23 protein-coding genes and 1 other annotated feature are annotated in these 23,441 nt (G+C 38.3%); of the genes, 8 read left to right on the top strand and 15 right to left on the bottom strand.

All coding sequences use genetic code 11. The annotated features are described in order from the left end of the window. Positions 1-200: 200 nt before the first annotated feature. From glyQ to rplJ, 3 genes are all read right to left on the bottom strand, one after another. The gene (gene glyQ, locus QM810_RS01030; protein WP_000038760.1) at positions 201-1,118 is read right to left on the bottom strand and encodes a glycine--tRNA ligase subunit alpha; all 918 of its coding nucleotides are present in this window, start codon (positions 1,116-1,118) and stop codon (positions 201-203) included. A 410-nt stretch (positions 1,119-1,528) separates the two neighbouring features. Then, on the bottom strand, positions 1,529-1,897 hold the full coding sequence (gene rplL, locus QM810_RS01025) for a 50S ribosomal protein L7/L12 (protein ID WP_001196964.1): 369 nt from the start codon (positions 1,895-1,897) through the stop codon (positions 1,529-1,531). A gap of 74 nt (positions 1,898-1,971) precedes the next feature. After that, positions 1,972-2,472 (bottom strand): 50S ribosomal protein L10, encoded by a 501-nt coding sequence (gene rplJ, locus QM810_RS01020; protein WP_049530475.1) that lies wholly within the window; start codon positions 2,470-2,472, stop codon positions 1,972-1,974. Positions 2,473-2,510: 38 nt separating this feature from the next. After that, positions 2,511-2,646 (bottom strand) — a sequence feature (ribosomal protein L10 leader region). Between the two features lie 637 nt (positions 2,647-3,283). Here rplJ and QM810_RS01015 point away from each other — a divergent pair. Then, on the top strand, positions 3,284-3,811 hold the full coding sequence (locus QM810_RS01015; protein ID WP_263393711.1) for a hypothetical protein: 528 nt from the start codon (positions 3,284-3,286) through the stop codon (positions 3,809-3,811). Between the two features lie 10 nt (positions 3,812-3,821). Beyond that, positions 3,822-4,337, top strand: coding sequence for a transcription repressor NadR (locus QM810_RS01010; RefSeq protein ID WP_414253533.1), 516 nt, complete (start codon positions 3,822-3,824; stop codon positions 4,335-4,337). On the opposite strand, the gene QM810_RS01005 is transcribed toward QM810_RS01010, so the two are convergent. The 5 genes from QM810_RS01005 to uvrB form a co-directional block, all read right to left on the bottom strand. Next, positions 4,334-4,801: an 8-oxo-dGTP diphosphatase gene (locus tag QM810_RS01005; protein WP_414253532.1), complete on the bottom strand. Its 468-nt coding sequence runs from the start codon at positions 4,799-4,801 to the stop codon at positions 4,334-4,336. The two genes, QM810_RS01010 and QM810_RS01005, sit on opposite strands and share 4 nt — an antisense overlap. A gap of 19 nt (positions 4,802-4,820) precedes the next feature. Continuing rightward, complete coding sequence (locus tag QM810_RS01000) at positions 4,821-5,255, bottom strand: hypothetical protein (protein ID WP_414253531.1); 435 nt, start codon at positions 5,253-5,255, stop codon at positions 4,821-4,823. A gap of 2 nt (positions 5,256-5,257) precedes the next feature. Next, complete coding sequence (locus tag QM810_RS00995; protein WP_414253530.1) at positions 5,258-5,758, bottom strand: hypothetical protein; 501 nt, start codon at positions 5,756-5,758, stop codon at positions 5,258-5,260. A gap of 544 nt (positions 5,759-6,302) precedes the next feature. Beyond that, complete coding sequence (locus tag QM810_RS00990) at positions 6,303-6,929, bottom strand: NAD(P)H-dependent oxidoreductase (RefSeq protein WP_414253529.1); 627 nt, start codon at positions 6,927-6,929, stop codon at positions 6,303-6,305. A gap of 14 nt (positions 6,930-6,943) precedes the next feature. Beyond that, positions 6,944-8,932 (bottom strand): excinuclease ABC subunit UvrB, encoded by a 1,989-nt coding sequence (uvrB, locus tag QM810_RS00985; RefSeq protein ID WP_414253528.1) that lies wholly within the window; start codon positions 8,930-8,932, stop codon positions 6,944-6,946. 179 nt (positions 8,933-9,111) lie between these two features. Between uvrB and QM810_RS00980 the strand changes: the two genes are divergently transcribed. From QM810_RS00980 to zwf, 3 genes are all read left to right on the top strand, one after another. Then, positions 9,112-10,557, top strand: coding sequence for an amino acid ABC transporter substrate-binding protein/permease (locus QM810_RS00980; RefSeq protein ID WP_414253527.1), 1,446 nt, complete (start codon positions 9,112-9,114; stop codon positions 10,555-10,557). Continuing rightward, a complete protein-coding gene (locus QM810_RS00975) occupies positions 10,557-11,297 on the top strand; it encodes an amino acid ABC transporter ATP-binding protein (protein ID WP_006150592.1) in 741 nt (246 codons plus the stop codon). The genes QM810_RS00980 and QM810_RS00975 overlap by 1 nt, the downstream gene beginning before the upstream one ends. 149 nt (positions 11,298-11,446) lie before the next feature. After that, positions 11,447-12,934 (top strand): glucose-6-phosphate dehydrogenase, encoded by a 1,488-nt coding sequence (zwf, locus tag QM810_RS00970; RefSeq protein WP_414253526.1) that lies wholly within the window; start codon positions 11,447-11,449, stop codon positions 12,932-12,934. A gap of 39 nt (positions 12,935-12,973) precedes the next feature. On the opposite strand, the gene ftsY is transcribed toward zwf, so the two are convergent. The 3 genes from ftsY to QM810_RS00955 are packed head-to-tail and all read right to left on the bottom strand — an operon-like array spanning position 12,974 to position 15,945. Next, positions 12,974-14,332: a signal recognition particle-docking protein FtsY gene (ftsY, locus tag QM810_RS00965; RefSeq protein WP_414253525.1), complete on the bottom strand. Its 1,359-nt coding sequence runs from the start codon at positions 14,330-14,332 to the stop codon at positions 12,974-12,976. A gap of 3 nt (positions 14,333-14,335) precedes the next feature. Then, positions 14,336-15,154 carry a Cof-type HAD-IIB family hydrolase gene (locus QM810_RS00960; RefSeq protein ID WP_414253524.1) on the bottom strand — a complete coding sequence of 273 codons (819 nt, stop codon included), beginning with the start codon at positions 15,152-15,154 and terminating at the stop codon, positions 14,336-14,338. Next, entirely contained in the window at positions 15,154-15,945 is a 792-nt protein-coding gene (locus tag QM810_RS00955) for a Cof-type HAD-IIB family hydrolase (RefSeq protein WP_414253523.1), read from the bottom strand. The genes QM810_RS00960 and QM810_RS00955 overlap by 1 nt, the downstream gene beginning before the upstream one ends. Before the next feature lie 332 nt (positions 15,946-16,277). Here QM810_RS00955 and QM810_RS00950 point away from each other — a divergent pair, with 332 nt between their 5' ends. Then, positions 16,278-16,745: an 8-oxo-dGTP diphosphatase gene (locus QM810_RS00950; protein ID WP_414253522.1), complete on the top strand. Its 468-nt coding sequence runs from the start codon at positions 16,278-16,280 to the stop codon at positions 16,743-16,745. 249 nt (positions 16,746-16,994) lie between these two features. Here the strand turns inward: QM810_RS00950 and QM810_RS00945 are convergent, their stop codons facing one another. The 4 genes from QM810_RS00945 to rnc form a co-directional block, all read right to left on the bottom strand. Further along, the gene (locus QM810_RS00945; RefSeq protein ID WP_414253976.1) at positions 16,995-17,573 is read right to left on the bottom strand and encodes an HD domain-containing protein; all 579 of its coding nucleotides are present in this window, start codon (positions 17,571-17,573) and stop codon (positions 16,995-16,997) included. Between the two features lie 183 nt (positions 17,574-17,756). Further along, the gene (locus QM810_RS00940; protein WP_414253521.1) at positions 17,757-18,416 is read right to left on the bottom strand and encodes a trimeric intracellular cation channel family protein; all 660 of its coding nucleotides are present in this window, start codon (positions 18,414-18,416) and stop codon (positions 17,757-17,759) included. 88 nt (positions 18,417-18,504) lie between these two features. Continuing rightward, positions 18,505-22,044: a chromosome segregation protein SMC gene (gene smc / locus QM810_RS00935; RefSeq protein WP_414253520.1), complete on the bottom strand. Its 3,540-nt coding sequence runs from the start codon at positions 22,042-22,044 to the stop codon at positions 18,505-18,507. Then, the gene (gene rnc / locus QM810_RS00930; protein WP_414253519.1) at positions 22,035-22,733 is read right to left on the bottom strand and encodes a ribonuclease III; all 699 of its coding nucleotides are present in this window, start codon (positions 22,731-22,733) and stop codon (positions 22,035-22,037) included. Before rnc ends, smc begins: the two co-directional genes overlap by 10 nt. A gap of 153 nt (positions 22,734-22,886) precedes the next feature. On the opposite strand from rnc, the gene QM810_RS00925 reads away from it, so the two are divergent. Together QM810_RS00925 and QM810_RS00920 are read left to right on the top strand one after the other, a co-directional pair. Next, a complete protein-coding gene (locus QM810_RS00925) occupies positions 22,887-23,219 on the top strand; it encodes a putative DNA-binding protein (RefSeq protein WP_414253518.1) in 333 nt (110 codons plus the stop codon). A gap of 2 nt (positions 23,220-23,221) precedes the next feature. Next, on the top strand, positions 23,222-23,437 hold the full coding sequence (locus QM810_RS00920; RefSeq protein ID WP_414253517.1) for a 2-oxoglutarate:acceptor oxidoreductase: 216 nt from the start codon (positions 23,222-23,224) through the stop codon (positions 23,435-23,437). Positions 23,438-23,441: the final 4 nt, after the last annotated feature.

The raw sequence follows: 23,441 nt of genomic DNA, 5'->3' as shown, positions 1-23,441 counted from the left end.
TCTCCGAAAAATATCTTTTTTTCCAGTTTGCCTTATGTGATTGGCACGCAAGCAACCGACTTCGTCGTTTCATTGCTAAAATTGGAGCCTAAGGTCTCCAATTTTGCCTGGTATCGTTAGTTTCTCTAACGATACCTTTATCACTGCGGCAACTGGTTCTGTAGGATTGCTCTATCAACCAATCCTATCTAATACACTCTTTATTCTTCCTCTTCTGCTAGGAGTTTTGCGCGTGTGGCTTCATCTAGAAGTGGGTAACCGAGTTTCTTGCGTTCTGCGACGAAGGTTTTGGCTACGACACGAGCCAAGTTACGGATACGGGCAATGTAGCCGGCACGTTCTGTAACAGATACGGCTCCACGCGCATCTAGCAAGTTGAAGGTATGTGAACATTTCAAAACGTAATCATAGGCTGGGTGAACAAGACCCAATTCCAGAGCACGTCCTGCTTCTTTTTCAAATTTCTCAAAGTTTTCAAGCAACATATCTTGGTCTGAAACTTCAAAGCTGTATTTTGAGTGCTCATATTCTGGTTGAAGGAAGATTTCTCCGTATTTAACACCTGGAGCCCACTCAATATCATAAACAGAATCTACTTCTTGGATGTAAGAAGCTAAACGCTCTAAACCATAAGTAACCTCAGCTGTAACAGGACCAGTTGCCAAGCCGCCGACTTGTTGGAAATAAGTGAACTGAGTGATTTCCATACCGTCCAACCATACTTCCCAACCAAGACCAGCTGATCCAGTTGATGGATTTTCCCAGTTATCTTCAACGAAGCGGATATCGTGTTCCAATGGATTAATTCCCAATTTTTCCAATGACTCGAGGTAGAGTTCCTGAATATTTGATGGTGATGGTTTCATAACCACTTGGAATTGATGGTGTTGGTAAAGACGATTTGGATTTTCCCCGTAACGACCATCTGCTGGACGACGAGATGGCTCTACATAAGCTGCGTTCCATGGTTCAGGACCAATAGCACGGAGGAAGGTATAAGGACTCATTGTTCCCGCACCTTTTTCGTTATCATAAGCCTGCATGAGCATACAACCCTGGTCATTCCAGTATTGCTGCAAGGTCAAAATAATTTCTTGGAAGGTTAATTTTTTGGACATGTTTTACTCCTTTTTTTAATTCTTGTGACTTTGGATACAAAAAAACCGTGTCTTTGCTCCTAAGTCAAGTGACCTAGGGGCGTCAAAAACGCGGTTCCACCCTAATTTATTACTTCATTATCTTTATTAAAATACCAAAAGCGCCACACTTATCTCTTAACCACCTGACTCCCACTGCCACAGGCTCGCTTAGGATCTCCTGATAAGATATTCTTTCTTGCCATCTATTATAACAAAAAGGATTTAAAAAGTAAATTTTTTTCATAAGGAATCTCTACCAATTCGTCTAAAATAGAAATACCAATTTAACGTCGTTCCCTTTCTTGCCCCTTTTTGAACAAAAAGAAAAACCGCTACTCCTAAGAATAGCGGTTTAATCATGTTTTTAAGCTACAAATGTAGTCGCTCTATTATTTAAGAGTAACTGAAGCTCCAGCTTCTTCCAATTTAGCTTTGATTTCTTCAGCTTCTGCAGTTGGAACGCCTTCTTTGATGACACCTGGTGCACCATCAACAAGTTCTTTAGCTTCTTTAAGTCCAAGACCAGTGATTTCACGTACAACTTTGATAACGCCAACTTTTTTGTCACCAGCAGCTGTCAATTCAACGTCAAATGAGTCTTTAGCAGCACCAGCGTCAGCAGCACCAGCTGCAGCAACAGCTACAGGAGCAGCTGCAGTTACACCAAATTCTTCTTCGATAGCTTTTACAAGGTCGTTCAATTCAAGGATTGAAGCTTCTTTAATTTCAGCAATAATGTTTTCAATGTTCAATGCCATTGTTATTTCCTCCAAATATGTTTAAATTTAATTTTGTTATCTTTTGTAGCTAGGCTACGCTGCGTAGCTTAAGATTAAGCTGCGTCTTCTTTGTTGTCTGCAACCGCTTTGACTGCAAGAGCAACGTTGCGCACTGGCGCTTGAAGTACAGAAAGGAGCATAGAAAGAAGTCCTTCGCGGTTTGGAAGAGTTGCAAGAGCAACGATTTCTTCTTTAGATGCGACAGCGCCTTCGATTGCACCACCTTTGATTTCAAGTGCGTCAGCGTTTTTAGCAAAGTCGTTCAAGATTTTCGCTGGTGCGATAACATCTTCGTTAGAAAATGCTACTGCAGATGGTCCAACAAAAACAGATGCAAGATCTTCAAGACCAGCTTTTTCAGCTGCACGACGTAAGATTGAGTTTTTAATAACTTTATACTCAACTTCGCTTCCACGAAGCTCACGACGAAGAACTGTATCTTGTTCAACTGTCAAACCACGAGCGTCAACAACGACGATTGATGCAGCAGCTTTCATTTTCTCAGCTACTACGTCAACTAGTTCCGCTTTCTTAGCAATAATTGCTTCACTCATTAGTGTGTTCACCTCCGTAATTATTTTGCTTGGGGAATTTTTCCAAAAGAAAAACGCGCCCAAACCTAGACACGAAAGTACAATACGCTTCTTTTTACATGATACGTTTTGTCCTCGGTAGGATATTTATGAGTCTTGCTCCCCTACTGTCTTAGGCAGTTTTTTCAAACCTTTTATAAGTATATCACAAGAATTCTATCAAAGCAAGTATTTTTTAAAAAAAATTGAGTTTTTTTCTCAATCTTACTGCCACTTAGAGAAGAATATTTAAATATTTTCTCAGTAAATGGAAAAGATTGGTACCAAGGTATTATAGATTAAGAGCGCATGAAAGATCAACATTAACACATGAAATATGAATGGAGTATTTTCCGTGATTTGAATGTCCTGATTAGATTTTTGACTGTCTAAGAAAAAAGTTAATGACAAGAAAAGTAGGATTATGCCATAAATAATGCTAATATGATAAAGAATGAGCCCTATGATACTGAAATAGAGGAAACCGAATATGGGTATCGAGAAAACAATCAGAGCTAAGGAACCAAATGCGATTCTTATTATCGAAATCATTAAGAAACTATAGGCTGTAAATGTAGTAAATTTAGATACTTGGAATCCTAATTTTTTCTGCTTAGATATGTAATGAATGATAAAAATTGGATAAAGAATATCTACCATCTTGACTCTCTATTCTTACTAAGATACTTTACTTTATTTTAACTATTTTTCCTTCAAAATTCAATTTCTATCTTGACGAATAATATTATTTAGTGTACTATACAACTGTATATACACATAAAAAGGAGTTATTATGAATACACAAAAGAAAACCCAATTCATGACCGTAACCGCATTATTGACAGCTATCGCTATCCTCATCCCCATAATCATGCCCTTTAAACTAGTTATCCCCCCGGCTTCTTACACACTAGGAAGTCACGTAGCCATTTTTATTGCTATGTTTCTCTCGCCATGGATGGCTATCTTTGTAATCGTAGCTTCAAGTATTGGCTTCCTTTTAGCGGGTTACCCAATTGTCATCGTCCTTCGAGCTCTCTCTCATATCTTCTTTGGTACTCTTGGAGCTTTCTATCTTCAAAAACATCCTCAAACCTTAGATAATCCTAAATCTTCTTTGATTTTTAACTTTGTACTCGGTTTAGTTCACGCTGTTGCTGAAGTGTTGGCTTGTATCATCTTTTACGCTAGTACAGGAACAGACCTAAAAAATATGTTCTATGTCTTGTTTGTATTAGTTGGCTTTGGTACAATTATTCATAGTATGATAGACTATTACCTAGCATTAGCTGTTTATAAAGCACTAAAAAAACGCCATTAAGAAAGAGACTATGACAAACAATAGGAAAGAAACCCTTTTACATCTTTTAAAAGAATCACAAAAACCTCTAAACGGCCAAAGTTTAGCAGAACATTTTCATGTCACTCGCCAGATTATTGTTCAGGACATTGCTGTTCTTCGTGCAGATGGTGCTCCTATCTTATCAACCAATCGTGGATATATCTATAAGGAAAGTAAATCAAATCCTTATGTACATAAACTTTTTAAAGTTAAACACAAAGAAGAAGATATGGAACAAGAACTCCTTGCCATTGTTGATAATGGTGGACGAGTTCAAAATATCCAGATAGATCATCCTGTTTACGGAGAAATCGAAACCCTCCTCAAACTAAGTTGCCGTAGGGATGTCGAGCATTTTTTAAACCAAGTCAAGACTTCAGATTTTCGACCTTTATCTGAATTAACAGATGGCGTCCATTATCATTTGATTGAAGCAGAAAATAAACAAGACCTCCTCTATATTGAGAAGGCCTTGGACCAGCTTGGTTATTTAGTAAAAGATTAGAATATTTTCTTTTCCCATCCATCTTCTGTACGATGACGATAGAAAAATTCTGACTTATCTGGAGCTTCCATCATCTCCATCAAAGATAACATATCATAGGCCAGATCCAAATTTGGAATCTGGTCTTTTTGTACCCAGGACACTTCTCCTTCTTCAGAAGATTGGAGAGTGCCCGTAAATTCAGTCGCCTTGTAACAAAAGACAATGTAGCGCTCACCTGTATCTAGCGGCCAATTTTTTATGCCGACAAGTTGAGGATTTTGAATTGTCAGACCTGTTTCCTCGTATATCTCACGAATAACAGATTCAGCAAAAGCCTCTCCGTCTTCGACATGTCCTCCTGGAAAGGCATAGCCAGACCAGTAGTTGGTTTCAGGTGATCGATACTGCATAACCACGCGCTGATTTTCAAGGTCTTCAACCAGGCAAATATTAGTTAAAATGGTTAATTGTGCTCTAGACATAGGACTCACTTTCTAATGTTTAATTTTTTTCTACATACTTAACTTTAGATTTCATAATCAAAGGATTAATCCAGTCATGATATTCATGAATTTCATTGAGTAAGAATCCTCTGTTGATTCTGATTTCATTTTTTTCCTTAATCACATAGTAGTCTAAATTGATAGGCATAGATGAATCTGGAACCGTGGAGAAAAATAAAAATATCATAAACCAGATTATGAGAGCAACGAATCCACTGAGAGCTTGAAAAATCAGATGATGCCATTGAAAGATTCTAGATTTATAAAAGATAGTCCACGGATGGATAAATAAGGTCAAGCAAAGACCAAAGAACCAGAGATTCCACAAGACTGGTGTAAAGGCTAAACCAAAGAGGCCTAAGATAAAATGAATCAGTACAAATACCAGGCACAAAAGATAAATAAACCTAAATACAGTTAGATGTTTCGTCATGATTAACTCCTTTTCTTTTCAATATATTTCATTACTAGAGTTATAATAAATGCCAAACTGAAAAAGATCAGATAGGTTGCTATAGGAAACCAAATATAGCGGCGATCTAGGGATAAGAGAGATGGTAAAATTCCTTTACTATTTTTCCCACCAATCCCAATAAAGAGATGAACTATTAAACCGATACTATTAAGATAAATAAATAAATCTACAAATCTTTTTATTGTCATCCTTGCCCCAGATAAGTCTAGGAACCAATAGTCAAATAACTGATATACCAGACAAAAAAGATTTATATATAGTGGAAAACTATAGTTGATATCTCTGTATGGCGAAGGAATAGGAAGACTTTCAAAAATTAGATTCAAACTTAGTCCTATTGCTAGGATAAGACCGAGGATCAAGAAGAATCCTAAAAATTTATGAGAATCTAGCCAAAGATGAAAACTTTCTCTCCTCGAGAGATTCTTTTTTGTATTTGAATTTCTTTTATTCTTTTTCATTTGAGTGAATTTTCCTTATTTTCTTTTTTCCCTTTTTTCTTTTCAATATACTTGGAAATTAAAATAATCAACATAGCTACAAAAAAGAAGATTACATAGGTAAGAATAGGAAACCAGATGTAGCGGGGATCTAACGTTAGCAGAGGAGAAATACTCTTTCTATTTCGACCCATTATTCCAAAAATAAGTGAAACAACAAACCTACTCCATTTAGGTACAAGAATGGATTTGCAAAATCTTGAACTCTAGTCATTCCATCGAAATTATCTCTAAAAATACCCTGATAAAGTATATTCACTAAGAATACTAGATTCATAATAAGTGGAAAGACATAATTGAGGTTTTGATATGGTTTTGGAACAAAAGTTGTCCCAAGCAACAAATAAAGTAACCCGATAGCTGAGAACCAAAATACACTACTATCTAATAGAAAAGCTATTTTTGAATGCTGTAACAACCACAATTTTACTTTATCCAGCCAGCTTATTTTTTGATTCGGCTTATAGTGTTTTTTTGATTTTTTTCTCTTTTTTACTATCTTGTTTCATGATAGTTTTTTAACTTCTCCTGCTACTTTTTGGAGATACTCTTCACGCATACTTGCTGTATTCACATCCCGTCCAACTTCACCTAGTACGCACACGCGCTTAGTTTTAATTCCACAATGATTCAAGACCGCATTTTTCAAAACAGAGATGCCATAGCTATCTGGAATGTTGATAGGACCTGAAAAGATTTTATACCACCAAGTAGGCGCCATGGAGGTAGCATAGATACTTGCTGTTTTCCCTTTTAATAACTTTTTAAACTGCCTGCCTCTGAGGTAATTCCAGATAAAACTCCCCTGATCATTAGCAGAGTAGGCAATTCCTGGTGTAAAGACACGATCAATCCAACCTTTCATAAGGCTCGGCATACTACTCCACCAGATGGGATAAACAAAGATCAGGTGATCCGCCCACTGGATTAATTCTTGGGAACGAAGGATAAAAGAATCTTCTTCCATACGTTTTCGATAGCCATAACGTAAAACAGGATCAAAGTCCTCTTCATTAAGGTTGATGACTTCAAGCTCATGGCGACCTGAGTCAATATTTTCTACAATGGTTTGAAAAATAGCCTGACAGTAACTTTCCCTATCAGGGTGCCCATTAATGACTAAAATTTTCATGAGTTTTCTCCTATCTAATCCAACGCTTTGACTTCCAACATCATATCACGAATCTGAGCTGCGAGTTCAAAGTCAAGCACTTCGACGGCTTCTTGCATTTGTTTTTCCAGTTTCTTGACTAGTTCTTTGCGCTCCTGCTTGTTGAGGCTATTGATATCAACTTCCTTGTCCTCTTCTTTAGCCACAGTTTTTGTGACAGAGATAAGGTCTCGGATTTCCTTCTTAATAGTTTGTGGGACAATGCCGTGTTCTTCATTATAGGCCATCTGAATTTTACGACGACGAGCTGTTTCATCGATGGCTTTTTGCATAGATTGAGTCATAGTATCAGCATACATAATGACATGACCTTCACTATTACGGGCAGCACGACCAATGGTCTGAATTAATCCGCGTTCGTTTCGGAGGAAGCCTTCCTTGTCGGCATCAAGAATAGCAACTAGACTGACTTCAGGTACGTCAATCCCTTCACGAAGGAGGTTAATCCCGACTAAGACATCAAAGACACCTAATCGTAAATCTCGGATAATCTCTGTCCGCTCTAAAGTCTTAATATCCGAGTGCATGTATTTGACTTTGATCCCCATTTCCTTGAAGTAATCGGTCAAGTCTTCTGCCATTTTCTTGGTCAAGGTTGTAATAAAGGTACGCTCGTTCTTTTCAACACGAGCATTAATTTCACCAAGCAAGTCATCAATCTGTCCCATGGTTGGGCGCACTTCCACTTCTGGATCCAAAAGACCTGTTGGACGGATGATTTGCTCAATCACGGTGTCCGTTTGTTCCATCTCATAATCTCCAGGTGTCGCTGATACATAGACAATCTGGTGAACATGACTTTCAAACTCTTCCCGACGAAGAGGACGGTTGTCTAGAGCAGAAGGTAAACGGAAACCATAATTAACCAACATTTCCTTACGAGAACGGTCTCCATTATACATCCCCTTGATTTGTCCCATGGTCATGTGGCTCTCATCTATCATAATCAAAAAATCATCAGGGAAGAAATCAAGAAGCGTATACGGAGGCTCTCCTTCGCTTCGTCCATCCATGTGACGGGAGTAGTTTTCGACACCATTTGTATAACCCATTTCACGGAGCATCTCAATATCATACTCAGTACGCTGTTTCAAACGCTGGGCTTCAAGGAGCTTACCTTCCTTCTCAAAGAGAGCTAACTGCTCCTCCAACTCAGCCTGGATCTTAGCAATCGCTACTTCCATGTGGTCATCATTGGTCACAAAGTGAGTGGCCGGGAAAATTGCTAAATGGTCCACTTCACCAAGAACTTGCCCTGTCAAAGCTTCGACTTCACGAATACGGTCAATCTCATCCCCGAAAAACTCTACACGAAAGGCATGCTCGTCACGAGAGGCTGGGAAAATCTCCACCACATCCCCACGGACTCGGAATCTCCCCCGTTGAAAGTCGATGTCATTGCGCTCAAACTGGATATCTACTAAGTCGTTCAGCAGTTTATCTCGAGAAATCTCAAGACCCGGACGCAAACTTACCACACTATCAGCATATTCCTTTGGAGAACCCAAACCATAGATACAAGAAACTGATGCCACAATGATAACATCATTACGCTCCAACAAAGCTGATGTTGCTGAGTGGCGTAATTTATCAATCTCGTCATTGACCGAGCTATCTTTTTCGATGTAGGTATCACTCGATGGGACATAGGCTTCTGGTTGGTAATAATCATAATAAGAAACGAAATACTCAACCGCATTCTCTGGGAAAAATTCCTTGAACTCCCCATAGAGCTGGCCTGCTAGTGTCTTATTGTGGGCAATGACCAAGGTTGGCTTATTAACTTGCGCAATCACTTGACTCATGGTATAGGTTTTCCCTGTACCAGTCGCCCCCATTAAAATTTGAGCCTTTTCTCCACCCTCGATATTATCCACCAACTGCTCAATGGCCTGTGGTTGATCCCCTGACGGTTGGTATTTGGATACAAGTTTAAATTTGTTGTCTGTAATTCTATTTATCATAATAGCCTCATACACATTTTCTATCCTTCTATTTTACCATAAAAAGGGAAGAGTTTCTGTTTCTCAACAGACTACCTCATCTTATTATATGTTATATCTTCTGACATAGAAATATAAAATATTTGCCGGATACAATTTTTTCTGCTATAATTTGAAAATACCCTGAAAGGAGACATCACATGAAGAAAAAAATTCTAGCTTGTTTGCTTATTTTATTTCCTATTGTTTCATTAGGACTAGTAAAAGCTGATACTGAGAAAACAAAGTATATCATTGCCAGTGACTCGTCATTTGCACCATTTGTTTTCCAAGACTCAAGCAACCAATACACTGGTATCGATATGGATCTAATCAAGGCAATCGCTGAAGACCAAGGCTTTGAAATTGAAATTACCAACCCTGGTTTTGATGCTGCTATCAATGCGGTTCAATCTGGACAAGCAGACGGTATCATTGCAGGTATGTCAGTGACGGATGCTCGTAAAGAAACATTTGATTTCTCTGACTCTTACTATACAGCAAACACCATTCTCGGTGTGAAAGAATCAAGTACCATTTCTTCTTATGAAGATTTGAACGGTAAAACTGTAGGTGTGAAAAACGGTACTGCTTCACAAACCTTCCTAACAGAGAATCAAAGCAAATATGGTTATAAAATCAAAACTTTTTCCGATGCTGCTTCTATGTATGATAGTTTAAATGCCGGTTCAATAGATGCCGTTATGGACGACGAACCTGTTATTAAATACTCTATCAGTCAAGGACAAAAACTAAAAACACCAATCGCAGGTACACCAATTGGCGAAACTGCCTTTGCTGTTAAAAAAGGAAGTAATCCAGAATTGCTAGAGAAGTTCAATAAAGGACTTGCAAATCTTAAGGCAAATGGAGAATTCCAAAAGATTCTTAATAAATATTTAGCTAGCGATTCTACTACCACAACTTCAACTGCTGATGAAACAACTATTTGGGGCTTGTTGAAAAATAACTACAAACAACTCCTTAGCGGCCTTGGAATTACTCTTGCCTTAGCCCTTGTTTCATTTGCCATCGCTATTTTCATCGGAATTATCTTTGGTATGTTTAGCGTCAGCCCATATAAATCACTTCGTTTGATTTCAGAGATTTTTGTTGACGTGATCCGTGGTATTCCATTGATGATTCTTGCAGCATTTATTTTCTGGGGAATTCCTAACTTTATCGAATCTCTTACAGGTCAACAAAGTCCAATCAACGACTTTGTCGCTGGTACAATTGCCCTCTCCCTAAACTCAGCAGCTTACATCGCTGAAATTGTTCGTGGTGGTATTAAGGCCGTTCCTGTTGGACAAATGGAAGCTAGTCGAAGTCTTGGTATTTCATATGGAAAAACCATGCGTAAGATTGTCTTGCCTCAAGCAACCAAACTCATGCTTCCAAACTTCGTTAACCAATTTGTTATCGCATTGAAAGATACAACGATCGTATCTGCAATCGGTCTTGTAGAACTCTTCCAAACTGGTAAAATTATCATTGCTCGTAATTACCAAAGTTTCAAAATGTATGCAATTCTCGCAGTCTTTTACCTTGTGATTATCACTCTTCTAACTAGACTAGCAAAACGCTTAGAAAAGAGGATTCAATAATGGCAAAATTAAAAATTGATGTCGATAATTTACATAAACAATATGGAAAAAACAAGGTTCTAAAAGGAATCTCTGTAAAATTCTACGAAGGTGATGTTGTTTGTATCATCGGTCCTTCTGGTTCAGGTAAGTCAACTTTCTTGCGTAGCTTGAATCTCCTTGAGGAAGGTACAAAAGGTCATATTACTGTTAATGGTTATGATTTGACGGATAAAGCAACCAATGTAGACCATGTTCGTGAAAATGTAGGAATGGTGTTCCAGCACTTCAATCTCTTTCCACATATGACTGTCTTGGAAAATATCACTTTTGCACCTATCGAGCATAAGTTATTAACCAAACCAGAAGCTGAAAAATTAGGCATGGAACTTCTTGAAAAGGTTGGACTTGCTGACAAGGCCAATGCTAATCCTGATAGTTTGTCTGGCGGACAAAAACAACGTGTGGCTATCGCTCGAGGTTTGGCTATGAATCCAGATATCATGCTCTTTGACGAACCAACTTCTGCCCTTGACCCTGAGATGGTAGGAGACGTTCTTAACGTTATGAAGGAATTGGCTGAACAAGGTATGACCATGATTATCGTAACTCACGAGATGGGATTTGCTCGTAAGGTTGCCAATCGTGTTATCTTTACTGCAGACGGTGAATTCCTAGAAGACGGTACCCCTGATCAAATCTTTGACAACCCACAACACCCTCGTCTAAAAGAATTTTTGGACAAGGTTCTCAACGCTTAAAAAAACTGCAAGTTTTCCCTTGCAGTTTTTTTCTTACTTGAATTGGAATTTTGGATTTTTTAGAAAATTATGATAAAATAAAGGGTATGAAAATGGGGTTTTCCCATGCCTAGCTAGACTAGGAAACAAAATAGAAATTAGGTAGCTGGATGTCATCTAAAGTTATTGTTACAATTTTCGGTGCTAGTGGAGATTTAGCTAAACGCAAGCTCTACCCTTCACTCTTTAGACTTTATAAATCAGGTAATCTTTCTGATCATTTTGCTGTTATTGGAACTGCTCGTAGACCTTGGAGTAAAGAGTATTTCGAATCTGTTGTTGTCGAATCTATTTTGGACTTGGCAGATTGCGCAGAAGAAGCTCAAGCATTTGCTAGTCATTTTTACTATCAAAGTCACGATGTTAATGATACTGAGCACTACATCGAACTACGCAAGCTTCAGGCTGAATTAAACGAAAAATATCAGACTGAGCACAACAAACTCTTCTTCCTCTCAATGGCACCTCAGTTCTTTGGTACCATTGCTAAACACCTCAAGTCTGAGCAAATCGTTGACGGTAAAGGCTTTGAACGTTTGATTGTTGAGAAACCTTTCGGTACGGATTATGAAACTGCAAGCAAACTAAACGAAGAGCTTCTAGCTACTTTTAACGAAGAGCAAATCTATCGTATCGATCACTATCTTGGTAAGGAAATGATTCAAAGCATTTTTGCTATTCGATTTGCCAACATGATTTTTGAAAATGTTTGGAATCGTGAGCACATCGATAATGTCCAAATTACCTTTGCAGAACGTCTAGGTGTTGAAGAGCGTGGTGGCTACTATGATGAGTCTGGTGCCCTTCGAGACATGGTTCAAAACCACACACTTCAGCTTCTGTCACTCCTTGCTATGGATAAGCCTGCAAGCTTTACAAAGGATGACATTCGCGCAGAGAAAATCAAGGTCTTCAAGAACCTTTACCACCCTACAGATGAGGAACTTAAAGAGCACTTCATCCGTGGGCAATACCGTTCTGGTAAAGTTGATGGCATGAAATACATTTCTTACCGCAGCGAACCAAATGTCAACCCAGAATCAATGACAGAAACCTTCGCTTCAGGTGCCTTCTTTGTAGATACCAATCGCTTCCGAGATGTACCTTTCTTCTTCCGTACAGGTAAACGCCTAACTGAAAAAGGAACACACGTAAACATCGTCTTCAAACAAATGGATTCAATCTTTGGAGAACCACTAGCACCGAATGTGCTTACCATCTACATCCAACCGACGGAAGGATTCTCTCTTAGCCTTAACGGTAAGAAGGTAGGGGAAGAGTTTAGCCTCGCACCAAATTCGCTTGACTATCGAACAGATGCGACTGCAACAGGTGCTTCACCTGACCCATATGAAAAACTAATCTATGATGTTTTGAACAATAACTCAACAAACTTTAGCCACTGGGATGAAGTGAGTGCATCATGGAAATTGATTGACCGTATCGAGAAGCTTTGGGCTGAAAACGGTGCTCCACTTCATGACTACAAGGCTGGTACAATGGGACCTCAGGCTAGTTTTGATCTCCTTGAAAAATACGGAGCCAAATGGACATGGCAACCAGATATCGCCTATCGTAAAGATGGTCGTTTAGAATAATCAAAAACAATCCTGCAAGAATTCTTGCAGGATTTTCTTTTATATCAAACCTTCTAGAAGGCCCTTCATAAAGTTTTCAGAGTTAAACTCACCGATATCATCAATTTTTTCACCAAAACCAATTAGCTTAACAGGGATATTGAGTTCCTCACGGATAGCAAGAACAACCCCACCTCGAGCAGTTCCATCAATCTTGGTTAAGACAATCCCTGTAACAGGAGTAATTTTTGAGAATTCTTTAGCTTGTACAAGAGCATTTTGACCAGTTGAGGCATCAAGAGCTAGGAAGGTTTCATGAGGTGCTTCTGGCACTACGCGTTTGATGATACGACCAATCTTTTCCAATTCTGCCATTAAGTTTTCTTTGTTTTGCAGACGGCCTGCTGTATCAATCATGAGAATATCAATGCCTTCTGCTACTGCTCGTTCCATCCCATCAAAGACAACGCTGGCTGGATCTGCCTTCTCAGGGCCAGTAACGACAGGAACATCTACACGACGTCCCCATTCTGCTAACTGAGCAACCGCACCCGCACGGAAGGTATCAGCAGCAACAAGCATAACCTTTTTACCAGCTTTTTTGTATCGATTAGCTAATTTACCAATTGAAGTTGTTTTCCCGACTCCATTAACTCCAACAAAAAGCATAACCGTTAATCCATCTTGGAAGTTAATATTTTCATTATAAATGCCGTCCTTTTCGTATAGCTCCACCAATTTTTCGATGATAACACGACGAAGGGCATCAGGTTTCTTAGCATTCTCAAGCTTGGCTTCATAACGCAATTCTTCCGTAAGATTTGAAGCCACCTGCACACCAACGTCACTCATGATGAGTAGCTCTTCTAGTTCCTCAAAGAAATCTTCATCGACTGAGCGGAAATTTGCAAAGAAAGCATTCAAACGGGCACCGAATCCAGTACGCGTTTTCTTAAGACTGCGGTCATATTTTTCTTGTTCAGTCTCTTGGACTTGAGAAGTTTCTTCGATTGCTTGGTTTGCTTCCTCTTCTTCAAAAAACTCTGTTTCTGCTTCGTCAGATTGAGGCTGAACAATTTCTGCCTCGCCACTATCTTTTGAAGTTGCTTCTTCAACATGAGTCAATTCCTCTTGAGGACTATCTGCCTCTTGGACTTGATTTAACCCTTCTTGAGAAACCTTCGCTTCGTCAACTGGTTCGACAATAGTTTCTTCGTCAACCTCTGCTTCAATTAATCCTTCATCATTTTCTTCGACTACGACAGTCCCATCTTGCTCTTTGACTTCGATATTTTCAGATTCCAGCGTCTCAGTTTGCTCGCTATTATCCGATAAATCAATGTTTTCTAGAGCTTCTTTGACAATATCTTCGATTTTAGGTTCTTCTATTTTTCCAAATAAACGGTCAAATAATCCCATTCTTTAGTTCTCCTTCAATACATATTTTTCAATTGCCCAGGCGACAGCTTCTTCGTCATTAGTCATTGGTGTTACCACATTTGCCACAGCCTTAACTGCTGGCACAGCATTTTGCATAGCGACACCGAGACCGGCCCACTCAATCATCGAAAGGTCATTAGCCTCATCTCCACAAGCCATAACCTGACTTCGGTCAATTCCCAGGTGTTCAATCAGTTTAGATAATCCTGTCGCCTTATGAACATTCTTTGGTGACCATTCTAGCAAGAGTTCACGTGATTTAAAAATCTCATACTGGTCGTATAATTCTGGTGAAATCTTTTGAATAGCCGCATCCAAAGGTTCCTGAGGAAAGGCAGTCACACATTTATTGTATGTTACCTGACTAGACAAATCTTCAAAAGCAGTTGGAACAAAAGTTAGAGCCGGGTTAAACTGAGCGTATAAACTTTCTTGGTCAGACTGAATCTGGTAAACTGTTCCTTCTGAAATTGCATCTAAGGGGATTCCTAATTTTTCAGTTTCTTCATAAATACGTGTCACATCATCAATTGAAAAGACTGTCTTATCAAGAATCTCACCTGTATTTTTCTGAACCAATCCACCGTTGAATGTGATAGTATATTCATCCTCATGGCCGTCTGTTCCAAGCTCTTTAAGAAAGAAATCCATGGCCTTGAGAGGACGTCCAGTTGTTAGGACTACCTTGACCCCTTGTTCACGCGCAGCCTTTAAAGTTGCCTTGGTACGATCAGTCAATTTCTTGTCTGTCGTCAGCAAGGTTCCATCCAAGTCTAGGGCAATTAATTTAATATCTGCCATTATAACCCCTCCATATAAGCGATAACTGATTGGTCCTTATGGTGACCGATAACTGTTTCGGCAAGTTCCAAAATCTCTGGACGAGCATTTTCAGGTGCGACTGGGTGCCCTACAACCTGCATCATATGAAGGTCATTGAGGTTATCTCCAAAAGCCATCACTTGGTCCATATCCAGATTTAACTTTTTAGCTAATTCGACAATCGCAACTCCCTTGTCCACATAATCAAGAACAATATCAATGGATTCAAAACCTGTCGTCATTGCCTTAACACCAGGAACATGTTCATTAACCCAAGCTTCGCCAGCTTCTACTGTTTGTTCTGTAAAATTAGTTGTGAATTTGAAAATCTCATCGGTAATATCTTCTAGACTAGCTACTTTTTGAATATTCTCATTGTAATGATGACTAAACATGAGATAGGTTTCATCTACAGTATCTAAAACATAGCAAGCTTTCTTACCAGTCAAGAGCATCTTCTTTTCATCAAAATAAGGTGAAGCCTTTAGCTTTTCAAAAGTTGATAGGTAAAAATCTCTAGGCATGGTTGCTTCATAGAGGTCTTGTCCATGAAAACGAACGAGACTCCCATTTTCGGCGATAAAAATAATCTCATCTTTGACATCCGCAAAATGTTTCTCTAAAGACAAAAGACCACGTCCTGATGCTACAGCAAAGTAAATTCCTTTTTCTTTATAAGAATGGAGGAGCTTTTTTAAGCGCTCCATATCAAATTGGCCAGCTTCATCCAAAAAAGTCCCGTCCATATCAGTTGCGACTAGTTTAATCATAAATACTTCTATTCTCCAGTTGTAAATCTATCTTCTATTATACCATAGAAAAAGTAAAAAAAGACGCGCTGAATTGACACGTCTTTGTCTTCTATAAATAATCCCGTAGGGCCAATTTAAAGGCCAGGCTGATTTGCTTACTTTCTTTTATATCCAACCTCTCAACTCTTTTCTTCCAAAGTTCTTGATTGAAGTCTATTCTGAGAGTTCATCAGCTATTGCGTAAAAATTATCAATCTTTGGCTGAGATACATTTGTCACAATCATAAATAGCATATAGTTCTTGACATATAATCTTGCATATGAAAAAATACTTGTTGGAGGTTAATAATATGACTGAAAAAATCAAAAACTGGGTTAATATTTGCGTTTTGAAAAATCAAGAAATTTTATTACTTAATAGACAACACGATAATTTTCCTGGCTGGATTCCACCGGGGGGAAAAGTTGAATTCCCTGAAAGTTTTTTTGAAGCTGCATTACGGGAACTTAAGGAAGAGACTGGACTCACTGCATTAAATCTTGAATTAAAAGGAATTTCAGGCTTTACTAATTCAATTGGTAATGAGAGATTTGTCTTCTATGACTTTTTATGTACTCAGTTTACTGGTGAACTAAGTACATCTTCTGAAGGTGAGCCAAAATGGTGGAATCTAAAAGATATTGATAAAATACCAATGCAAGATGAAATAAGAAAAAGGCTACCACTTTATTTAAGAAAAGGAAGCTTTGAAAGTATTAACTATTGGGATGATAATAAGAAATGCATTAGTGAAAACAAAACAATTTTATTTGACTAATATTCTCTACGGTATAATCAAATGCAAAATTCTCAATCCATTAGTAATTTTTGTATAATTCAGTACTCAATACAATCTGTCTTTAATAACATATAGTTTAGAGTTTTACAAAATAATGGTATCTAATAAAAATCATCTAATCTGACAATTTTTTCTTGTATCTATTGATAGCTAAAAAGCCTTGGAAACAGTTTATTCCAAGGCTTTCTCTATATTCTATTGTATCTATAGAGCCAATTATTATTTTTATTATAAATATAATCCCCTTTCCACACTTTCCTGAATCAAATCTTCCGTCAGTTTCCATAATTCTTCTGATTCACTTTTTATGAACTTTTTCTTTTCTAATACCATGTCTGCACTGATATTATCAGGGTTATAATTTAATTCTGACACTTCTAAGTGATTTATCAGTGGTACCAATGCATCAATCACTCTTGCATATCTTGCTTCAGCGCTCTGCCCTTTTTCAAATTCCAACCACAAATTTTTCATATTCAAATATTTCTCTTCTTGAAGGAGGCTCATTGTTTTTTCTATAGATTCTAACTCTCTATCATGAGAATGAACCTTTTTTTCATCATCAAAAACCCAAGTATCTCCGGCATAAATCTCACCTAAATCATGAATCAATAACATAGAAATAACTTTTTCCATTTTTAACTTTTCAGGATAATAATCTTGAAGAACTATAGCAGCTATAGCACCTTGCCAAGAATGCTCGGCACTATTTTCAAATCTTCCATCAAGAGTTCTATTAAATCTTGTTACTGACTTTAACTTCTCTATTTCTTTAATAAAATCGACTGAATTCTTTAAATTACTCATTGTAGCTCCTATCTTATTTAAAATTTTAGATATAATACCAAAAAATATTAATTTCATCAAATATTTCCCGTATTTGCAAAAAAAAATAAAATAGCGCCTAATCCATACGAGATTAGACGCTTGATTAAACTTGTAATTTATAAAATATTTATCAATCGAGTGATTGAACTTTCCTACCATCAATCAATTCCAAGTCTTTTTATCCATATTTGGCAAAGAGAGCTTAAACTTAATAATACAGAGTCGAATTACAAAACCGACAATTGAGAGAATGATAAAAGCAGTGATTCTTGGAAAGTGAAGGACAAAGGCCAACCAGTAATAAATAACGCCAATTACAAAAGATAAAAGGGCATAGATGTCCTCTTTTAGAACACTTGGGACTTCATTAATCAAGAGGTCTCGGATAATACCACCGCCAGCACCTGTTAAACAGGCCAAAATCCCTGCAGACATCAAGTTCAATTTACTATCAGCTAAGGCGGTAGCTCCAATCAAGGAAAAGATGATTAAGCCAATCGAATCAAAGATGAGATAGGCTTCTCTCAGCCACTTATAGAATTTTTTTTCTTGACTAGCATTGGCTTGTTTTGATGTCACAAAGGCATACATAATAACAGCTACAAGAATAGAGACATAAATCGGTCCAGGATCTGCGAGAGCGGAAGGAAAACGGCTGATAATAGAATCTCTTAAAATCCCTCCACCTACTGCGGTTACAATAGCCAATAAACTAATCCCAAAAATATCTAAACGTTTACCAAATCCTTTGATGGCTCCTGACGCTGCAAAAGCTATTGTCCCAATATAATTACAAACCATTAGGAATAGATCAAAATCCATATAAGCTCCTCAAATTATTTTTGTAACCCTTCTGACTTCTTAAAGGTCATTCTAAATGCTTAGCTTGAAAGTTTGTAACGAGCACTGACTAAGCATCCATATTCTCTAAATCTTTTAGTTTGACAGAGACAATCTTAGATACACCAGATTCTTGCATGGTTACTCCATAGATAGAATCTGCAGCTGCCATTGTACCCTTACGGTGGGTAACAACGATAAACTGGCTATCCTTATCAAATCGGTTGAGATAATCCCCAAAGCGTTTAACGTTAGCTTCGTCGAGTGCAGCCTCTACTTCATCCAAGATAACAAATGGAATGGTCTTGACACGAATGATTGAGAAAAGTAGAGCTAGAGCTGACAAGGCCTTCTCTCCACCACTCATGAGATTGAGAGATTGGATTTTCTTACCTGGCGGTTGAACAGAGATTTCAACACCTGCTGTCAATAAATCTCCTTCGGTTAAGATTAGGTCTGCTTGCCCACCACCAAACATCTGCTTAAAGGTCACTTTAAAGGACTCACGAATAGCTTCAAAGGTTGATTTAAATCGTTCCTTCACTTCATCGTTCATCTCTGTAATGGTTTCAAGAAGCAAATTCTTAGCAGAAAGAATATCATCTCGTTGAGTATTCAAGAATTCCAAGCGTTCGTGTACTTCGTCAAACTGTTCAATGGCATCCAAATTAACCGTACCAAGTGAACGAATGGATTTTTCCAAATCCTTAACCTTTTGTTCAGCGATTGCCAAATCTTCCAACGGATTGGCTTGCTCCAAAGCTTCTGTATAACTAATCTGGTATTCTTCAGTCAGTTGACCTTGAAGATAGCGAAGACGATCTGTAATCTTCTCTTTAGTCGCTTCCGCTCGTGTTTGCTTACGAATCAATTCTTCATTTTGCTGACGAGCTTGTTCTAAATGACTTGCAATATCATCCAATTGTCCCTCAATGTCGTCTAGTTCAAACTGCTTACGAATGAGTCCTTGTTGAATTTCTTCTTTTTGACTCTTAGCTTCTGCTTCCTGCTTGGCTAAAAGTTCTGTATCAACTTTTTCAAGATTGTCTACCTTTTCTTGGAGAAGGCGTTCGATTTCATCTTGCTCCATATCAAGGTATTCAAGCTCTTTGTTAATCCGTTCAATATCTGCAACTTCGTAACGTTTTCGCCCTATCATTTCTGTTTTGAGAAGACGTTCTTGAGAAAGTTTATCCTGCAAGATTTGGTAACGTTCCTGAATAGCATTTTTATTGGACTTGATTTCTTCGATTTCAGATTCCAGCTTTTGCTTTTCAGTTGCAATAACTGCGAGACGTTCCTGGCATTTTTCTTTTTCAGCTTGCCAATCTCCACCTCTGAGATTGTTTAATTCTTTTTCCTGAAGTTCTAAAAGTGTTTCGAGTTCTTCGACCTGCTGGCTAGTTTGTTGATAAGCTAGGTACAAGCCTTGTTCCTGGATACGAGCTTGCTCTCCTTGGGACTTAATGGTCTCCAAAGTTTGACTAAGAGTATCCAAAGCTTCTTGAACTGACTTCAGATTTTCTTCTTCCTGACGAAGGAGCTTTTCTTCTTGAGCAATCTCTTTTTGCAACTGCTCTAATTCAGGCTTGATGAAGATGCTGTTATTTTGACGATTGGCACCACCAGCATAAGAACCACCTGTTCGCAATTCTGTACCATCTAGCGTAACCATACGAACTTGATAGCGTACCTTACGAGCAGCATCACGCGCATGCTCAACTGTATCAAAGATAGCTGTGGTAGCTAGCAGATTTTTAAAGATAGCTTCAAGCTTGGCATCAAAGGTAACCAGTTCATCTGCCATACCAAGAAAACCTGGACTTGAGGCAATCACATCTTGGTTTTGACCTGAAATGCTACGAGCCTTAATGGTTGTCAAAGGTAGGAAAGTCGCACGACCAGCTCGGTTTCGCTTAAGGAAATCGATAGCTTTAGTCGCTGCCTGTTCATCTTCAACGATGATGTGTTGGCTACTTGCACCAAGTGCAATTTCAAGAGCTGTCTGATAACGAACATCAAAGGTTAAATGTTCACTAACTGCTCCAATAATACCACCCAAGTGATTTTTTTCTTGGAGAACACTCTTGACACCCGCATAAAAATTACTGTGGTTTTTAAGAATATTTTCCAAACTTTGTGCCTTGGCCTGTTTGTTTTTCAGACTATCCAAACGGTCAAAGAGTTGATTTTGATGACTTTGATAAGCCTGCTTTTGTTCTTCTTCTTGCTTGGCATTGGTCTGGTATTCAGCAAGTAAGTTTTGTACTTCTTCTTTAGCTGATTTAAGGGCAAGCTCTTGCTCACTAGCCTTGGACTTGGCAGAAGCCAATTGTTCCTTCAAGGATTCTAATTGTTCTTCTTGCTTTTGAGTCTGTTGGCGACTATTTTCAAGGTCATTTTCAATCCTTGTTAATTGGTTAGAGACATCCGCTTCTTCCTGTAAGAATGCCACGAAACGTTCACGCAATTGCTCAATCATTTGATCTGGATCATCAGAAAAAGCTAATAATTCTGCTTCTAAACGATTGAGTTCCTTAGTATTGACCGCTAAATTTTCTTCTAACTGACTGAGATTTGCTTCTTTTTCTTCCTTCTCCTGAATGAGAGCATTTCTCTTTTCGTCCAAACTAGCCAATCGTGCTTGAGCTTCTTGTTGATTGAGAGCGACTTGCTCTGTTTCCAGTTTTGACAAGGCTAACTTACGCTCTAATTCACTGATTAGACCAGTCAAATCCATCAGTGTGGACTGGTCTTTTGACATTTCAGCTTGCAAATCATGACGTTTCTTTTTTAGTGTTTGATTTTCTTCTTCTAACTCTTCACGTTTCTGATAGTAGCTCGTCAAAAGTTCTTGAACTTGGTTTAATTCTTCTTCTGTTAGATCCAATTCAGCTTTACTTGCTTGAATTTGTGCAACCAAAACGTCCAAGTAGATAGCTTTACGTTGACTATCTAATTCTATAAATTTACGAGCTGTTGTTGCTTGCTTTTCTAAGGGCTTGATTTGATTGTCTAACTCATAGATGATATCTTCCAAGCGGTCTAAATTGTCTTGAGTTTGTTGCAGTTTACTTTCCGTCTCTTTACGACGAGTTTTATATTTTAAAACTCCAGCCGCTTCTTCAAAGATAGCACGACGCTCCTCAGGTTTAGAGTTGAAGATTTCTTCGACCTTCCCTTGGGAAATGATGGAGAAGGAATCGCGCCCAAGTCCAGTATCTAAGAAAAGATCATGAATATCACGAAGACGGACTTTTTTCCCATCAATCTTGTATTCACTATCCCCAGTACGATAGATATGACGCTCCACCTTGATTTCCTGTCCTGCATCCTTGATGAAACCGTCCTGATTATCTAGAGTAACAACTACAGAAGCATAGTTTAATGGTTTTCTACTTTCTGTTCCTGCAAAGATAACATCAGGCATCTTCCCACCACGAAGACTTTTGACACTGGATTCCCCAAGAGCCCAGCGTAAACTTTCTGTGATGTTAGATTTTCCAGAACCATTGGGTCCTACAACTGCTGTTACTCCTTGGTCAAAAACAACCTTGGTCTTATCAGCGAAGGACTTAAACCCCTGAATCTCAATTTCTTTTAAATACATGAATCCAGTCCTTCCTCAACTGCATTTTTAGCGGCTTCTTGTTCGGCCAATTTTTTTGAGCGTCCTTGACCAGTTCCAAGACTTTTCCCTTCAACAAGGACTTCCACTTGGAACATCTTATCATGGGCAGGTCCAATCTCTGATATCACTTGATAACGAATATCAACGTCCCCATTTACTTGAAGCAATTCCTGGAGGTGAGTCTTGTAGTCTTTAATCATCTCAAAATCACCAGCCTCAACCTTCGGTATCATGACCTGGTAGATAAACTCTTTTACCGTAAGTAGATCCTTATCTAAAAGCAGGGCACCCAAAAAGGCTTCGAAGGCATCTCCCAAGATGGTATCACGATTGCGACCACCTGATTTTTCTTCTCCTTTGCCTAGCTTGATAAACTGATCAAACTGGCAATCACGCGCAAAACCAGCTAAACTCTCCTCGCGAACAATCATGGCACGAAGTTTAGATAAATCACCTTCTGGTTTTTTAGGATATTTCTTGTACAGGTATTCTGAAATCAATAATTGCAGAACAGCGTCTCCTAAAAATTCCAAGCGTTCATTGTGTGAAATTTTTAAGAGGCGGTGCTCGTTTGCATAACTAGTGTGAGTAAAAGCTGTTTCAAGTAATTGTTTATTTGAAAAAACAAGCTCAAAACGTTGCTCTAACACGGTTTCTAATTCTTTCATAAGAACCTCTTTCTAAAACATTATAATACATTCCATTATACCAAAAAAAGGATTCATAGTCAGAAAATAACCGTTAAAACGACTTTTTCTCACTTATCTCTAAAATCAATCCATTACTAGCAGTTCAGGCTATTTTTTGGTATAATAAATCTTATGGAAATTGAAAAAACCAATCGAATGAATGCTCTGTTTGAATTTTATGCAGCTCTTTTGACTGATAAGCAGATGAACTATATCGAACTCTACTATGCAGATGACTATAGTTTGGCTGAAATCGCTGAAGAGTTCGGCGTTAGTCGCCAGGCTGTTTATGACAATATCAAACGTACAGAAAAGATACTGGAAGATTATGAAATGAAGCTTCATATGTACTCTGACTACATTGTCCGCAGTCAGATTTTTGATCAGATTTTGGAGCGTTATCCAGAAGATACTTTTCTACAAGAGCAACTTGAGATTTTAACAAGTATTGACAATCGGGAGTAATTATGGGCAATCTCGTCATTTATCAAGGAATACCTTGCAAACTATTAGCCGCAGAGGAACCATTTCCTAGTCGACTACAGATTATCTCGCCCAATGATATCTCCAAAGCTATGCAAATAGGTTTTAGCTGTTGGGGATATCCAAATGAAATCATGAAAGAAGCCACACCCGAAGAACTAGAGTGTTTGCAACATTTCGGACGATTTCCACTGAATTGAGTAA

The organism is Streptococcus infantis, assembly GCF_047464155.1.
GTDB classification, from domain to species: domain Bacteria; phylum Bacillota; class Bacilli; order Lactobacillales; family Streptococcaceae; genus Streptococcus; species Streptococcus infantis_U.
The sequence above is the reverse complement of the archived record's forward strand: the minus strand, read 5'-3'. Positions and strand labels throughout refer to the sequence as shown.